This is a genomic window from Hyphomicrobium sp. DMF-1, assembly GCF_027886585.1.
GTDB lineage: Bacteria > Pseudomonadota > Alphaproteobacteria > Rhizobiales > Hyphomicrobiaceae > Hyphomicrobium_C > Hyphomicrobium_C zavarzinii.
On sequence record NZ_CP115706.1, the window covers coordinates 2,751,094 to 2,766,462 of the forward strand.

Here is a 15,369-nt window from a genome sequence, read left to right on the forward strand (position 1 = left end):
GGCGCCTCGCAGCATAGCGCTCGACATATCCGACCGCAGCCACCGGATTGCATTTCAGGCCGCGTGTCATCGGACCGCGCCCACTCAATCAAATCCCACTTGCTCTGTCTGTGCACTTGTGCACACAAGAGGGTGATTGCGAGCAAGGACGAGAGCCCCGTGGCCGCTCACCAAAGCCCATTTCTTCCGGATGACCCGCTTGTCAGCAACCTGCTCGGCGCGCTGCGTCCGGCCGACTACGATCTGCTTTCGCCCCACCTCGAGATGACGGAAAGACGAGCCGGGGAGCTGCTTTACAACCCCGGCGACAACGTCGCGACGGTGTATTTTCCGTATGGTCCGAGCCTCGTTTCATTTCTCGTCGCCAACGCGGACGGCCGCGACGTGGAAACCATACTGGTGGGCCGCGAGGGGGCCGTGGGCGGCATCGTGAGCTCCGGCAACCTGCCCGCCTATTGCCGTATCCTCGTGAAGTTCGGCGGCCCGTTTGCCTCGATCTCCGTGAGCCATCTCGAGGCCGCAAAGAAACAATCACCGAGCCTCAGGGCGCTATTCGCGCGCTATGCCGATTGCATGCTTGCACAGATGTTCCAGGCCACCGCCTGCAACGCGATCCATTCCATCGAGCAGCGCACCGCCAAATGGATCATCTCGGCCATGGATCGCACCGGCGACCATCTCGTGCCGCTGACCCATGACGAGCTGGCTTCCATGCTGGGCGTGGGGCGCAGCTACACGAGCCGCGTCATCCAGGTGTTCAAGGCAGACGGCATTCTCGAAACGCGCCGCGGCGCGCTCATGGTGCGTGATCGCGATGCGCTCTACGCCCGCTCGTGCCTCTGCAATGAGAGCGTCAAGGAGCACTTCGAGGATGTGCTGCGCGGCGTCTATCCAAGTGAGAGCGAACGCGCATAGGCGCTTTGTGCTGTCGCCGCCTTGACGGTGGCTTCATGAGAACATATAGAGAACAACAAAGCTGGAGGCTGCTCCATGGAGTTGTTCGAGAAGCTCGCAATCCTCGCTGACGCTGCGAAATACGATGCGTCCTGCGCCTCGTCCGGCGCGCCGAAGAGAAAAGCCGCCGAGGGCGGGCTGGGCTCGACCACGGGAGCCGGCATCTGCCACGCCTACACGCCGGATGGACGCTGCGTTTCTCTGCTCAAGATCCTGCTCACCAACTACTGCCTGTTCGACTGCGCGTACTGCATCAACCGCCGCTCCTCGAACGTGCGCCGTGCGCGCTTCAGCGTCGACGAGGTGGTGCGGCTTACCGTTGAATTCTACAAACGCAACTACATTGAGGGCCTCTTTCTCTCGTCGGGGATCATCCGCTCGGCGGACTACACGATGGAGCAGCTCATGCTCGTCGCGCGGAAGCTGCGCCGCGAGCATGGCTTCGCCGGTTACATTCACCTCAAGACCATTCCCGAGGCGAGCCCCTGGCTGATCGAGCAGGCGGGGCTTTGGGCCGACCGGATGTCGATCAATCTGGAGCTGCCGACGGCTGCCAGCCTTGCGAAGCTCGCTCCGGAGAAAAGCGGGGCGACCATCGAGAAGGCGATGGACCAGATGCACGCGCGTATCGCCGAGGCGCGCGAGGAAAAGCGCCGCTTCTCGCCCGCGGGACAGAGCACGCAGGTGATCGTCGGTGCCGATGCGACGACGGATACGGAGCTGCTTACCGCCAGCGCGACGCTCTATCAGCGATTCAAACTGTCTCGCGTCTACTATTCGGCTTTCAGCCCCATCGACCACGCAAGCAGCCTGCTGCCGCCCAAGGCGCCGCCTCTGGTGCGGGAGCACCGCCTCTACCAGGCCGACTGGCTGCTCCGGAACTATGCGTTCTCCGTCTCCGAGATCGCGGCGTGCAGCAACGACAACATGCTGGATCTCGAGATCGATCCCAAGCTCGCGTGGGCACTCAAGAACCGCGGATCGTTTCCCGTGGATGTGAACACGGGACCGCGCGAGATGCTGTTGCGGGTGCCGGGCCTCGGCACCCGCGCCGTCGACCGCATTCTGAGCGCGCGCCGTCATAGGCGCCTTCGCTCCGAAGACGTGCGCCGGCTGACGAACTCGTTCCGGCGGGCCGCGCCGTTTCTCATCACGGCCGATCACCGGCCCACGCGACTGACGGACCGGGTGGATCTTCGCGAGCGCGTCGCTGCACCCCGCCAATTGAGCCTGCTCTGATGGCGCCGAGGAGCGTCACCTTGCGCGAGGGCGCAGATCTCGATGGGTTTCGCCTCGCCGCGCGCGGGTTGATCGCGGCGGGCGTCGCGCCCTGCGACGCGGTCTGGCAGACCGCAGCGGCGCCGTCGCTGTTCGACGGGCCGAGCCCGGAAAATGCCGCTCCCATCGTCTTGCCGCGCGAGGTGAGAGATCTCATCCAGAGCGTCGTCTGCCACCGCGATCCGGAACGGTACGGGCTGCTCTACACTTTGATCTGGCGCGTGACGCAAGGTGAGCGGAGTTTACTCGAGATCGCGAGCGATCCGCTCGTTTACCGCCTTATGGCGATGGCGAAGTCGGTTGCGCGAGACCTGCACAAGATGCACGCGTTCGTGCGCTTTCGGCGTGTGGCTGCGGAGGGCAGCGAGCGTTTCGTCGCGTGGTTCGAGCCTGATCATTACATTCTCGAAGCAACGGCAGGGTTCTTCGTCGACCGCTTTCGCGCGCTCGACTGGTCGATCCTCACTCCCATCGGGTCGCTGCATTGGAACCGGGAGGCGCTCACACTCGGCCCGCCGGGAGAGCGGAGCGACGCGCCGGAGAGCGACGATCTCGAGGCCGGCTGGGGTGTCTACTACGCCAGCACCTTCAACCCGGCGCGCGTGAACGTCGCCGAAATGCAGAAGCAGATGCCGAAAAAGTATTGGCGCAACATGGCGGAGACGAAATTGATCCCGGACCTGCTACGCTCGGCCGGTTCGCGCGTTGAGTCCGTCATGACCAAGGCCCCTGCCCCGCCCCGAAAGAAGGACCCGGCGAAAGCCGTCGCCGCCATGCACGATGGAGACGTGCGGACGCTCGCGGATCTGAACGCGATCATCTCGGCCGCCGACCCGTTCGTGCCGGGTGGCAAGCGCGCCGTGCTGGGCGAAGGCCCTCTCTCGCCCTCCTTGGCGTTCGTCGGCGAGCAGCCGGGCGACCAGGAGGATCTCCAAGGGCGGCCGTTCGTGGGGCCAGCCGGACAATTGCTCACCCGCGCGCTCGCCGAAGCCGGAATTGCGCGAGACGCTTGCTATCTCACCAATGCGGTCAAGCATTTCAAATATGAGCAGCGCGGCAAGCGCCGGCTTCACCAAAAGCCCACTGCGGGGGAAGTGCGCCACTATCGCTGGTGGCTAATGAAGGAACTCGAAATCGTCCGGCCTTCCTTGATCGTCGCGCTCGGCGCCACGGCGGTGCTGGCGCTCACGGATAAAGCGCTTCCGATTACAAAAGTGCGCGGGCCTGCCATGTTCGATGCGGGCCCGGGCTTCATCACCGTGCATCCCTCCTATCTCCTTCGGTTACCGGACGAAAGCGCCAAGCAGGACGCGTATCGCGCATTCGTCGCCGATCTCGCCCATGCCCGTTCGCTCGCCGTCCAGTCTCGTGCCGGTGCTGCCTAGCCGCATCGGTCACACCCGCGTGACCCAACCGCTGAGCGCTGGCGCCCGGCGCCCCTGAAACGCTAGCATGCGGGAAAAAGGACCTCGCCACATGCGTTTCAAGCCCGCCTTCGCTGCCAGACTTTCCGCTGCCCTCATGGCCGGCTCCTTGCTGACCGGGTGGGCTTTCACGCTCCCGGCGGCCGCACAGGATCTCTGGCAGTACATCGACCTCAACTCCGACGCGTTCACGAAAGCCGACGTGACGCGCGCCGAAGTGGAGGCTGCCATTGCCGCCGCCGGAAGTGCGGGGAGCGTCGACTTCAGTGGCAAGCAGCTCAACAGGCTCGATCTTTCCGGGCTCGACCTGCACGGCGCCAACCTGCAGGCGTCGCGCCTCAACGGCACGAAGCTCACGGGCGCCAATCTCTCCGGCGCGCGGCTCGATCAGGCGTGGGGGCTCGAAGCGGATCTCACGGGAGCCAATCTCGAAGGAGCGAGCCTCGTCTCCGCTCAGCTCATGCGCGCCAAGCTCGACGGCGCGAACCTTTCGCATGCGCGCCTCGCCGGCGACTTCTCCCAAGCAAGCCTGATCGGGGCGCACCTCGACGGCATCAACATGGCCGATGGAAAGCCCGCGCGGGACAGCCGCCGTCATCCCTTCGTGATGCGCTCGGCGAAGCTCGACAAAGCCACCATCACCAACGCGGGGTTGATCGGCGCGATCCTCGACTTCGCCTCTCTGAAGGACGCCGACCTTTCGGGCAGCATTCTCGCGGGTGCGTCGCTGGCTGGTGCCGATTTCACCGATGCCAACGTGGCGAAAACGGACTTCAACGGCGCCGACGTCGGCTCGGCTCATCTCGAGACGCTCAAGGGACGGGACGCCGCGGTCAACCTCGACAAGGCGCGCAATCTCGAAGGCGCCTACCAGAAGTGACGCACGATCGCGTGGGCGCTACGGCGTCTCAGGCGAGAATTTGGCTCCGCGCGCGAGTTCCTCCAGGGGATCCACGCCGGAGAACGGGCTGCGCCCACCGTCCCGGCAACTGGAGCGCGTCGCAGCGATCAGATAGACCCCGTCGCGGCGCGGCACACAGATGACAATGCCCTTCGGCACGGCATTGCGGCAGCGCGTATCCGCCACGAAGCGCTCGGCCGCGATGCCTGCGATCTCGACTGAGGTCGCGACAGGCTGCTCGTACATTTCGCTCCATAACACCTCGCGGACCTCTGCCTGGCATCCTTCGCCGCGTTCGCTCGGCTTCCACGTCACGCGGACGTCTTCGTGATCCGGTGAACTCTTGTCCACCGGCTTGAAATCGAAGGCGTGCTCGCCAGCTCCCTGCATAGTCCAGCGTGCCGTGTCGTAGGAAAGCTCGAGGCTTCCCAGGCGCAGCACCCAGGGCTCATGCGCCGCCCCTTGCGCCACGCACGCGATAACGGCGAGCCCTGCCAGCAAACAACTCCGTATGCCTGTCCGCATTCGCACGCGCTCAATCCCGGTCTGGTGCGCCGGGCGGAAAATACGGGCGGAACGGGCGGGCCTCATCGACGGCGCGCGCAAACGACGGGCGCGCGAGCAGGCGTGCGCGATACGCCTTGAGCGTCGACAACTCCGCCGGGATCTCGTGCACCCAATCGGCGTAGAACAAGGAGGGCGCGGCGGCGCAATCGGCCAGGCTGAACGTGTCGCCCGCAGCCCATTCCCGGCCGGCGAGCTTGGCGTCGAGCCAGGGGTAAATCGTGTCCAGCATCTCATGGGCCTGCGCGACGCCATAGGGATCGCGGCCCTCCGGCGGGCGCAGATGATCGAGCACGATCTTCTGCATCGGTGTCATGACGTAGTTGTCGAAGATGCGATCCAGGGTGCGCGCTTCCAGCGCCGCATCCGCGCCGGCCGGCACGAGCTTCACGGCTCCCGGGTGATGCAGGTCCAGGTACTCGATGATGGCGGTGGATTCGAGAACGGTTCGCTCGCCGTCGGCCAGCACCGGCATTTTTTTGAGGGGCCACAGCGCGGCCCACTCGGCGCCCGTGGCCGGATCTTCGGGCCCGAGCAGACGATATGTGAAAGCCGTCGCGTTCTCGTAGAGGGCTGTCTCGACCTTCTGACAGTAAGACGAGAACGGGTGGGCATAGAGCGTCAGCATAGAGTGCGGCTCCCTCCTCGCGCTGGGGCATCAGCACAAAGCTACAGCTCTATACGACGTTCTCGTGGCGGCCCGCGAGAAAACCGCTCAGGCCCCTTTCGCGTCCGAGACGCACTTCTTCACGAAGCTGGTTTCGGCGGCGCCATGCAGGTTCTTTGTTTTGGCGTCCGTCTCACACTTCGCCTTGGCGTCGGACGCGCATTTCTTGAGGAAGCTTGTCTCGGCCGCGCCGTGCAGACTCTTGGCGGTAGCCTGGGCCTTGCACGTATCGGCGGATGCAACGCCGGCGAAACTGGCGAGAATGAGAAAGGAAACAGCGAGCCTGATCATGGGATCCTCCTGTGATCCCCCCTGCCTCATCATAGGGAGCATCCCAGGCGATGCCTCATACAAATCCGTAAGCTGCTTTAACGCGACGGACGGCAACGCTTCAGGAGCGCGCCGCGAAATCCTTCGCGAGCAGGTCAATGCCCACGAGCAGCAGGAGCTGGTGGAGCCCCCACAAGACGAACAGCACTCCGAACGTCATCGCCGCCGTCCGCGCATAGTCTTGCGTGATCAGCGGCTTGCGCCCGTTCAGCGACACCGCGAACGCGAGCGACGCGATCGCGGCGATGGCCAGCAGCGACCACGGCCGATCCAACGTTTCGACGGCCAGAAACCCCAGCACATAAGCGATGAAATACGCCGCTACGTGACGCAGGGCCGGCGGATTGCCTTCGCGGTCGCCGCGGAGCCGTGACTTGAGGTCGAGCGCCACCACCGACGCGATGGCCGCTCCGAGCGATATGACGAGGATGAGGGTCCAGTCGCCCGTCATATCGCCCCCCAACTGACCTAGCGCTCGAACCGCTTGTACTTGATGCGGTGCGGCTCGACGGCGGCGTCGCCGAGGCGGCGCTTCTTGTCCTCCTCGTAGGCTTCGAAGTTGCCCTCGAACCACTCGACGTGGCTGTCGCCCTCGAAGGCCAGGATGTGGGTCGCGAGACGATCGAGGAAGAAGCGATCGTGCGAGATCACCACGGCGCAGCCGGGGAAATCCTCGAGAGCGGCTTCGAGCGCACCCAGCGTCTCGGTGTCGAGGTCGTTGGTCGGCTCGTCGAGGAGCAACAGGTTGCCGCCCTCCTTCAGCATCTTGGCGAGATGCACGCGGTTGCGCTCACCTCCCGAGAGAAGGCCGACCTTCTTCTGCTGGTCCGGCCCCTTGAAGTTGAACCAGCCGCAGTAGGCGCGCGAGCTCATCTCCCGCTTGTCGCCAAACTTCATGATGTCGAGGCCGCCGGAGATCTCCTCCCAGACGGTCTTCTTGTCGTCGAGGTGCGCGCGGCTCTGGTCGACGTAGGAGAGCTTCACGGTGGGGCCGAGCTTGATGGTGCCCTTGTCCGGCGTCTCGACACCGGTCAGCATCTTGAACAGCGTGGTCTTGCCCGCGCCGTTCGGGCCGATGACGCCGACGATGCCGCCCGGCGGCAGCTTGAAGGAGAGATCGTCGATCAAAAGGCGATCGCCGAATGCCTTCGAAAGCCCCTCGGCCTCGATCACCATGTCGCCGAGGCGCGGGCCCGTCGCGATCTGGAACGAAGCCTTGCCGACCTCCTCGCGCCCGGCCTGCTCGACGAGCTTGTCGTAAGCGGAGATACGCGCCTTGGACTTGGCTTGGCGGGCCTTGGGCGAGGAGCGGATCCACTCCAACTCGCGGGCCATCTGCTTCTGGCGGCCTTCCTCGGCGGCCTTCTCGCTCTCGGCGCGCTTGGCCTTCTGCTCCAGCCAGCTCGAATAGTTGCCCTTCCACGGCACGCCCTGGCCGCGATCCAGCTCCAGCGTCCATTCGGTGATGTTGTCGAGGAAGTAGCGATCGTGCGTCACGAGGATGACGCAGCCGGTGTACTCCTTGAGGTAGCGCTCGAGCCAGGCGACGCTCTCGGCGTCGAGGTGGTTGGTCGGCTCGTCGAGCAGCAGGATATCCGGCTTCGAGAGCAGGAGGCGGGTCAGCGCCACGCGGCGCTTCTCACCACCGGAGAGCTTCGTCACGTCCGCATCGCCCGGCGGACAACGCAGCGCGTCGAGCGCCTGCTCGACCTGCGTGTCGAGGTCCCAGAGGTTCAGCGCATCAATCTGATCCTGGAGCGCCGTCATCTCGTCGGCGGTCTCCTCGGAGTAGTTGGCGGCGATCTCGTTGTAGCGGTCGAGGATCGCCTTCTTCTCGGCGACGCCCTCCATGGCGTTGCCCAGCACGTCCTTCGAGGGGTCGAGCTCCGGCTCCTGCGGCAGGTAGCCGACCTTGATGCCGTCGGCCGGTCTCGCCTCCCCGAGGAAATCGTCGACCGTGCCGGACATGATCTTGAGCAGCGTCGACTTACCGGCACCGTTCAGGCCCACGACGCCGATCTTGGCGCCGGGCAGGAATGACAGCGAGATGTCCTTCAGGACCTGCTTGCCCCCCGGGTAGGTCTTGGAGAGCTTGTGCATGTGATAGACGTACTGGTGGGCCGCAGCCATTCGGGCGCCTCTCGGGTTGCGCGGTTTCGGGATTTGCGGGGGTTTTAACCGATCGTCGGGTCAATCTCAATCGCCGGGTGGGGGCGAATTACAGATATGTAACTCCCTGATCCTATTGCTGTTGTTCCGGGCCCGCTCCACGTCACGCATTGAACCCCGCCGAGGACTGCGCATGTCGAACCACGCCAACGGGTCCAGAACCGACCGGTGCGCCATCACCGGGCGCGAATGGACACGCCGCCAGCTCGTGAATCTGGAGACGGTTCGTCCCGCCCTCGTCGAGCGGATGCGGCGCGACTATCCCGATCTCGCCCCCGACGCGCTCGTCTCGCGGCAAGAGTTGCAGAGGTTCCGGGGGCTCTATGTGGAGGAGCTTCTGCGGGACGAGAGCGGCGAGATCAGCGACCTCGAGCGGCGCGTCGCGGAGAGCCTCGCCACGCACGACACGCTGAGCGAAAACGTCGAGGCCGAGTTTGAAGAGAAGCGAACGTTCGGCGAGATCGTCTCCGATCACCTTGCCTCGTTCGGCGGAAGTTGGGTGTTCATCATCAGCTTCCTGGTGATGCTCGGGGTTTGGATGGCCTACAACGCGGCGCGTGGAAGCGACACGTTCGACCCTTACCCGTTTATCCTCTTGAACCTCGTGCTCTCGTGTCTTGCCGCATTGCAGGCCCCCATTATCATGATGAGCCAGAAGCGGCAGGAGGCGAAGGATCGCGCGCGCTCGCTCAACGACTATCAGGTGAACCTCAAGGCCGAGCTCGAGATCCGCCACCTGCACGAGAAGCTCGATCACCTGATCAGCAAGCAGTGGCAGCGGCTGGCGGAGATCCAGCAGCTTCAGCTCGAGATCATGCAGGACCGCCGGCGCTAGAGGAAAGCGGAAGTAACCGCTCTCCCCTTGCCGTGTGCCGCGTCAGTGAACCAGTGCGACGGAGGACGGCGAGACCGCCTGCTCGGGAAAGGCAAGCTGCTCTTTCGCGCGCCATTCGCTGGTGACGTAATTGACGACGAGCAGCTTGCGTACACCGTCTATCCTGCGCCGCTCGAAGCCATGATACGTGATCGTGGAGGGCACGAAAATCATGCCGGAGTTGCTGGAATAGGGCGTGCGGCCAACCCAGTTCTTGCCGGCATCGTAGATGTCCGTGCCGAGATCGGCGTGCGCGTTTCCCTTCGACAGGTAGATCAGGAAGGTGAACGCCTTGACGCCGATGTCGGTGTGCGGCTCCAGCCAAAAACCATCCACATCCTGTGCGAACTCGATGCGCAGGTGCGTGCCGTTGAGCCTCGCGTCGAAGGATTTCTCGATCGCCGCCGTCACGCGCTGATCCTGAAACGCGGCTGCGACCGCAGACACGCATGGGAACTTGGTGCGGTTCTCGACGTCGAAGTAGCGCCGGCTCTGATTGTGCAGCTCGCGCTTGCCGGATACGCCATCGAGATCGGCGGCACCGAACGGCAATCCAAGGACTTCGTCGACGATGCGCTCCGGCAGGCAGTCGGCGAGCAGCCAATATCGGTAAGGTGTCTCGCTTTTCTCGGCTCGCTCGAAAGCCGCGACGAGAGACAGTGCAACATCATTCCGCGACGTCGGCATAATTCATGCTCCCCCGCTTCAATGCTGAAGGCAGGAGTCATGGCGCATCGCAGCAAGGCTGGCACCATACAAATTCGTAAGGTTGAAGAAACTTGTGAATGAACGCTTAAATTGAACGTCCGTTCACAATGCGCATCTCTGCAAACCGCCGATCAATTTCGCCGGCGATGGCAGATGCCGAACTCAACGGCTCGTAGTCCCACGTCTCGAGCGCATCGATGCGCTCCGGCATGGCGCGTGTTGCGCCGTACTGCATCAGGGCTTCGTGGAAGCGGGTGAATTTAGGCGAACCGCCATCGGGGTGAAAAACATAGACGGGCCTGCCGGTGACGCACGGCTCGCCTGTCATGTTGATGCTGTCGGCGGGCGCGAGAAACATGTCCGCTTCCGCAACGAAGAATGGGTAGGGATTGTCTCCACTCATGTTCCAGAAGAAATGCGGAAAGGGCTCCACGGCTTGCCGCGCGCATTGAACGATCGCGGGCTCGGTGCGCCGAGACGGCGTGACGAGTAGGCTCGCGCCTTTCTCGCCGAACGCGCGGATCGCGCGGCCCAAGCGCTCGAGCGCAGCCGGCGAATAGACGTAATCGCCGTTCGAGCCGCCGAGCATGATCGCCACGCGCGGACGAGGCAACACGGCGATGTGAGCGGGGATCGCGCTCTTGAGCGCCTCGAGACGCTGCTCCGAGAAGCCGTGCGGGGCAGTAAGCGTTGTGATGACGTTGGGTCCCCGCAGGCGATCGTGCTCGGGAACCCAGAACAGATCGGCGGTCGCCAGCGAAACCTTCGGATCCTGCAGGATCACCGTGAACGTCGCCTCGCGCGCCATCTGCTTCAGCCTACGGATATAGGGTGTGGTGAGGCGTCCGATGGCGATCGCGACATCCGGCCAGGGCGGCGCGAACGCGCTTCCGGGCGCACCGAAACGCTCGCGGCGCGCTACGCCGGTCCAGGGTGACAAATGCTTGTGGAGCCCTTTCGGCGCAATCCGCTTCACGGTCACGTCGAGGCCGAGCGCATTCGCTATGCCGAGCGATTGCACGTCGTTGCCGGCCTTCCCGTCGCTGAAGAGCCAGGCCTTGCGGCCACGCAAATCGTTGCCCAGAGCCGATCCCCTCTTCGCTGATCGCTGCGCGAGACTAATCCCGCGGGGGGAAGCGCGTCACTTTACAAACCGGCAAAGAAGACGCGCCGCCCACAGCTCAGGGATTTTGAACGCCCGTGAAGAAATAGCGGCCGAGACCGATGGTGAAGATCAGCCATCCCCAAAGCGTATGCTCGATGAACACCGCCCAGAACGAGCGCGACATGGCATAGCGCGCGGCCAGGATCATTCCGCCGAGCGCGGTTGCGGCGATGGCGAAGGCCGAATTCATGACGATGTGCGCATAGCCGAACAGCAGGCCGTTCACGATCACGATCAGCCACGCATGGGTGCCGAAGAGCGGCCCGTAGCGATGAAAGAAGAACGAGCGGTAAAGCAGCTCCTGCGCGGCGACGGAGAACACCGGATAGGCCAGCATGATGCGCGTGTAGGTCTCGGGCCGGTTGGTCGGAAACTCCAGGAACCACGACGGATGATAGGTCTTGATCCACCACGTCGCCGCGCCGCCCATGATGAGAAAGATGAGAACGATCGAGAGCGCGTTGCGCCAGCCGAGACCACGGCGGAGCTCATCGCGCAGACGGAACGTGGGATCGGCGAGCAGGAGGAAGGCGGCGATGAACAGGACCGGCAGCAGGGCGATGAAGATCGGGATTTTGGTGCCGGCCGGTATGTACTCGGAGAGCAACGGAACCCGCTCTCCGTGCACGACCCACGACATCACGATGGGCGCAGCGCCAAACAGCAGCGCCATCTCGATCCACCGCCAGAGGCGCGCGAGAAGGGAGACCTCGTGCGCCGAGGTTGTCGATCCGCCGGCCGTGATCATTCTCGTCTCTTTCCGATTGCTCGCTGAGGACAGGCGTCAGGTCAGCCCCGCCAGCAGGCTCTTGCGGCGCTGCCAGCGCTGCTCGACTTCATCAGCGATGACGTCGGCGGCGTAAAGGGGTGTGTAGCTCCAGGTGTCGAGCCCGCCGAAGCGGTCCGGCGCGATGCGCGTCACGCCCTTCGCCCGCAGCGCGGCATGGAAAGCCGTGAATTTGTCGGCGCCGCCTTCCGGCTCGAACACATAGATCGGGCGCCCGGTGGCCGCCGCCTCACCCGCCATGTTGATGCTGTCGGCGGTAACGAGGAAGGCATCCGCATTGGCAAGAAACTCCGGGTAGGGATTGGGTCCCTCCCCTTTCCAGAAAAGCGCGCCCGCCTCGCGCGCCACCTCGTCCAGCGTTGCAACGAGCTCGGGCGGCGTGCGGCGGGACGCGGTGATCATGAGGCCCGCTCCGAGACCGGCAAGCGAGCGCACCGTCTCCGAGAGCTTGTCGATCACGGGCTTCGGATAGCGGTAGCGGTCGTTCGGCCCTCCGACGAGCACCGCCATGCGCGGGCTCTTCAAGGCTGTGATCGCTCCGCTCGGCCGCGCACGCAGATCGGCGAGCCGCTCCGGCGAGAGCGGATGGGGCGCGGTAAGCGTGACCACGACGTTGGGTCCGCGTAGCCTGTCGTGCTCGGGCACCCAGACCAGGTCCGCCGTCCTGGGGCCGGTCTTCGGGTCCATGAGCACGACCGTGAAAGTCTTGAGGCCGGCTTTCTTCTTCAGCGCACGTATGTAGGGGGTGGTGGTGCGCCCGGCGGCGATCGCGATCTGCGGCCAGGGCGGCGCGAACGGGGTGTGAGGCGTTCCGAACTTCTCGCTCGGCGGGACAGGACCCCAAGGCGCGAGCGCTCTCCAAAGTCCCGCGGGCGAAACGCGCTTCACTTCGGCAGCGAGCCCCAAGGCCTCGGCGACGCCGCGGCAGAGCGCTTCATGGCCGGCCTTGCCATCGCTGATGATCCATGCGCTCGCCCCGGCGAAGGGACGCGCATGCCCCGAGCGCATTCGTCCCGTCACCCGTGTCGCATTCTGCATGCCTCACCTTCCCCGGTAGCGCTCGCTCTGTCGAGTCCTGCCGGACTCGGCATGCGAAGCAATAGTGCAATGGTCCACGACAGGTATTCTTTGCATTTGTTGCGCGTCTGCCCTTAGGTCATGCAGCAATTCTTTTCGAGAAAGACCGATGTCCCTCCGTCTCGACGCAACCGACCGGCGCATCCTGCGCGAGCTTATGGCCGATGGGGCGCTCACCAATGTGGCGCTTGCCCAGAGAGTGGGGCTTTCCGCACCTCCCTGCCTGCGGCGCGTGCGCGCGCTGGAGGATGCGGGGGTCATCCAGGGGTATACGGCGCTGGTCGACGAGGCGGCGCTGGGTTTCGAGCTGACCGCGTTCGCCATGGTCGGGTTGCATAGTCAGGCAGAAGGCGATCTTCGTGCGTTCGAGAACCGGGTGCTGGGCTGGCCCATGGTGCGCGAAGCCTACATGCTCTCGGGCGAAAGCGACTACGTGCTCAAGTGCGTGGCGCCGGACCTTCGCTCGTTCCAGGATTTCATCCTGAAGGAGCTGACGGCCGCCCCCAACGTGGCGAGCGTGAAGACCAACCTCGCCATCCGGCGCGCCAAGCGCGTGCCCGGCGTGCCGCTCACGGGGCCGGACGAAGATGCCTGAGACGCGCGCGCGATCAGATCAGGTCAATCGCCGCTTTGCGTAGAGGCCCGGGAACAGGCGGGTCCAGAGCGCGGTGACCACCAGCGTGCCCGCGCCGCCGATCACCACCGCGGGGACAGCGCCGATGAACGCGGCCATGGTGCCGGCCCGGAACTCGCCCAGCTCGTTGGAAGCGCCGATGGCGACGCTGTTCACGGCCGTCACGCGGCCGCGGACGTCATCGGGCGTCGCAAGCTGAATGAGCGTGGCGCGGACGTTGACGCTCAGCATGTCGGAGGCGCCCATCAGGAACAGCGCCGGGATCGAGATCCACAGCGTCGTCGAAAGGCCGAACACGATGATGGACAGTCCGTAGGCGGCCACGCCCGCGAACATCACCCGCCCCGCGTGGTCGCGGATGGGGTGGCGCACCAGCCAGAGCGCGACCACGAGCGCACCGACGCCGGCGGCCGAGCGCAGAAGACCGAGCCCCCAGGGTCCGACCTCCAGGATGTCGCGAGCGAATACCGGTAGAAGCGCCGTCGCGCCGCCGAGCAGCACCGCGAAGAGATCGAGCGAGACGGCGCCCAGCACGACCGGGTTGCTCCAGATGTAACGGACGCCCGCGAGCATGGTCTCGATCGAGCGGGCCTCGGAGATGGTTTTCTGCGCGGGCTTCGGGATCATCGCCACCAGGACGACCGCGATCGCGAACAGCACGAAGGCGACAGCATAGGGAACCATCGACGAGAGGCCGTACAGCAGGCCGCCAATGGCTGGGCCGATGGTGAAGGAGGCCTGCATGGCCGAGGAGTTCCACGTCACGGCGTTCGGGAACACCTCGCGCGGAACGAGATTGGCGGAGAGCGACTGCACTGCAGGCGTGAGGAACGCCCGGGCCACGCCGAACAGGGTCAGAATGATGAAAACCGGCCAGATCGGATGGTGCTCGCTCGCGCGGGCAGCGTGCAGGATCCAGAACCCCGCGAGGGCGGCCACGCAGAGCGCCTCGAGCGCGATGCAGAGCGCCATGACGGCGCGGCGATTGTAGCGGTCGGCGACCGTGCCGGTTGCGAGCACGAAGACGAGCGCGGGCGCGAACTGGACGAGCCCCACGAGGCCCAGCAGAAAGGGATCGCGCGTCTCGTCGTAGATCTGCCAGCCCACGGCGACGGAGACGATCTGGATTGCGAACCCGTTGAGGAAGCGCGCAACCCAATAGAGGGTGAAGGCCCTGTAGGCGAAAGCCGACGGCGGCCGGGCCGCCTCGGCGCTTGCGTCCTGATCCAACAGACCACCTGATACGGCGTTACGAGGCCCGGGCCTGCTGCTCCGGGCCGTCCGGCCGCTTCACTCTACTTCCATTCGACCTTGAGAACTTCGTAGGAGCGCGCCCCCTTGGGCGTCGTCACCTCGGCCGTGTCGCCCTTTGACTTGCCGATGAGGGCGCGGGCAATGGGGCTCGATATCGAGATCTTGCCCTCGCGCACGTTGGCCTCGAGGTCGCCCACGATCTTGTATTTCACCTTCTCCTCGGTGTCCTCGTCGACGAGGGTGACGGTGGCGCCGAACTTGATCGAGGCGCCCGACAGCTTCGAGGTGTCGACCACCTCGGCGCGGCCGATCTTGTCCTCGAGCTCGGCCACCTTGGCCTCGTTCATGCCCTGGGCTTCCTTGGCGGCATGATATTCCGCGTTCTCGGACAGATCGCCGTGCGAGCGTGCCTCCGCGATTGCCTGGATGATGCGGGGACGCTCCTCGGCTTTCAGGCGGTGCAGCTCCGCCTCGAGGAATTTGAAGCCCTCGACCGTCATCGGAACACGTTCCATCGACATCGCTAAAGTCTCCCATTCGGCCTGGCCGGTAGCCAGCACCCTAATTCGCGAGATCCCGATAC

At 64.8% G+C, this 15,369-nt stretch carries 17 protein-coding genes; 6 read left to right on the forward strand and 11 right to left on the reverse strand.

The window, feature by feature from the left end; all coding sequences use genetic code 11:
* The first annotated feature begins 159 nt into the window (after positions 1-159).
* The 4 genes from PE058_RS12535 to PE058_RS12550 all read left to right on the forward strand — a co-directional run bounded on the left by PE058_RS12535 (position 160) and on the right by PE058_RS12550 (position 4,536).
* Positions 160-915 carry a Crp/Fnr family transcriptional regulator gene (locus tag PE058_RS12535; RefSeq protein ID WP_040498487.1) on the forward strand — a complete coding sequence of 252 codons (756 nt, stop codon included), beginning with the start codon at positions 160-162 and terminating at the stop codon, positions 913-915.
* A 75-nt stretch (positions 916-990) separates the two neighbouring features.
* Positions 991-2,193 (forward strand): putative DNA modification/repair radical SAM protein, encoded by a 1,203-nt coding sequence (locus PE058_RS12540; RefSeq protein ID WP_271028538.1) that lies wholly within the window; start codon positions 991-993, stop codon positions 2,191-2,193.
* Complete coding sequence (locus PE058_RS12545; RefSeq protein WP_020086602.1) at positions 2,193-3,617, forward strand: UdgX family uracil-DNA binding protein; 1,425 nt, start codon at positions 2,193-2,195, stop codon at positions 3,615-3,617. The genes PE058_RS12540 and PE058_RS12545 overlap by 1 nt, the downstream gene beginning before the upstream one ends.
* Positions 3,618-3,708: 91 nt before the next feature.
* The gene (locus PE058_RS12550; protein ID WP_271028539.1) at positions 3,709-4,536 is read left to right on the forward strand and encodes a pentapeptide repeat-containing protein; all 828 of its coding nucleotides are present in this window, start codon (positions 3,709-3,711) and stop codon (positions 4,534-4,536) included.
* Positions 4,537-4,554: 18 nt separating this feature from the next.
* Here PE058_RS12550 and PE058_RS12555 read toward each other — a convergent pair whose 3' ends face one another.
* The 5 genes from PE058_RS12555 to ettA form a co-directional block, all read right to left on the reverse strand.
* Positions 4,555-5,082, reverse strand: a complete 528-nt coding sequence (locus tag PE058_RS12555; protein ID WP_198011199.1) for a hypothetical protein — start codon at positions 5,080-5,082, stop codon at positions 4,555-4,557.
* A gap of 10 nt (positions 5,083-5,092) precedes the next feature.
* Positions 5,093-5,749, reverse strand: a complete 657-nt coding sequence (locus PE058_RS12560; protein WP_020086599.1) for a glutathione S-transferase family protein — start codon at positions 5,747-5,749, stop codon at positions 5,093-5,095.
* Positions 5,750-5,836: 87 nt separating this feature from the next.
* On the reverse strand, positions 5,837-6,079 hold the full coding sequence (locus PE058_RS12565) for a hypothetical protein (RefSeq protein WP_020086598.1): 243 nt from the start codon (positions 6,077-6,079) through the stop codon (positions 5,837-5,839).
* Positions 6,080-6,179: 100 nt separating this feature from the next.
* Positions 6,180-6,569, reverse strand: a complete 390-nt coding sequence (locus PE058_RS12570; RefSeq protein ID WP_020086597.1) for a hypothetical protein — start codon at positions 6,567-6,569, stop codon at positions 6,180-6,182.
* Between the two features lie 17 nt (positions 6,570-6,586).
* The gene (ettA, locus tag PE058_RS12575) at positions 6,587-8,248 is read right to left on the reverse strand and encodes an energy-dependent translational throttle protein EttA (protein WP_020086596.1); all 1,662 of its coding nucleotides are present in this window, start codon (positions 8,246-8,248) and stop codon (positions 6,587-6,589) included.
* Between the two features lie 172 nt (positions 8,249-8,420).
* On the opposite strand from ettA, the gene PE058_RS12580 reads away from it, so the two are divergent.
* Positions 8,421-9,122 (forward strand): DUF1003 domain-containing protein, encoded by a 702-nt coding sequence (locus PE058_RS12580; protein ID WP_020086595.1) that lies wholly within the window; start codon positions 8,421-8,423, stop codon positions 9,120-9,122.
* Positions 9,123-9,164: 42 nt separating this feature from the next.
* Here the strand turns inward: PE058_RS12580 and PE058_RS12585 are convergent, their stop codons facing one another.
* From PE058_RS12585 to PE058_RS12600, 4 genes are all read right to left on the reverse strand, one after another.
* Complete coding sequence (locus PE058_RS12585) at positions 9,165-9,848, reverse strand: 2OG-Fe(II) oxygenase (RefSeq protein WP_271028540.1); 684 nt, start codon at positions 9,846-9,848, stop codon at positions 9,165-9,167.
* A 106-nt stretch (positions 9,849-9,954) separates the two neighbouring features.
* A complete protein-coding gene (locus tag PE058_RS12590) occupies positions 9,955-10,941 on the reverse strand; it encodes a mitochondrial fission ELM1 family protein (RefSeq protein ID WP_271028541.1) in 987 nt (328 codons plus the stop codon).
* A 109-nt stretch (positions 10,942-11,050) separates the two neighbouring features.
* Positions 11,051-11,782 carry a CPBP family intramembrane glutamic endopeptidase gene (locus tag PE058_RS12595; protein ID WP_271028542.1) on the reverse strand — a complete coding sequence of 244 codons (732 nt, stop codon included), beginning with the start codon at positions 11,780-11,782 and terminating at the stop codon, positions 11,051-11,053.
* A 36-nt stretch (positions 11,783-11,818) separates the two neighbouring features.
* Positions 11,819-12,859: a mitochondrial fission ELM1 family protein gene (locus PE058_RS12600; protein WP_271028543.1), complete on the reverse strand. Its 1,041-nt coding sequence runs from the start codon at positions 12,857-12,859 to the stop codon at positions 11,819-11,821.
* A 148-nt stretch (positions 12,860-13,007) separates the two neighbouring features.
* Between PE058_RS12600 and PE058_RS12605 the strand changes: the two genes are divergently transcribed.
* A complete protein-coding gene (locus tag PE058_RS12605; protein ID WP_271028544.1) occupies positions 13,008-13,493 on the forward strand; it encodes an Lrp/AsnC family transcriptional regulator in 486 nt (161 codons plus the stop codon).
* A gap of 18 nt (positions 13,494-13,511) precedes the next feature.
* Here the strand turns inward: PE058_RS12605 and PE058_RS12610 are convergent, their stop codons facing one another.
* Both PE058_RS12610 and greA read right to left on the reverse strand, forming a co-directional pair.
* Positions 13,512-14,762: an MFS transporter gene (locus tag PE058_RS12610; protein WP_271028545.1), complete on the reverse strand. Its 1,251-nt coding sequence runs from the start codon at positions 14,760-14,762 to the stop codon at positions 13,512-13,514.
* A gap of 65 nt (positions 14,763-14,827) precedes the next feature.
* On the reverse strand, positions 14,828-15,301 hold the full coding sequence (gene greA / locus PE058_RS12615; protein ID WP_026868122.1) for a transcription elongation factor GreA: 474 nt from the start codon (positions 15,299-15,301) through the stop codon (positions 14,828-14,830).
* Positions 15,302-15,369: the final 68 nt, after the last annotated feature.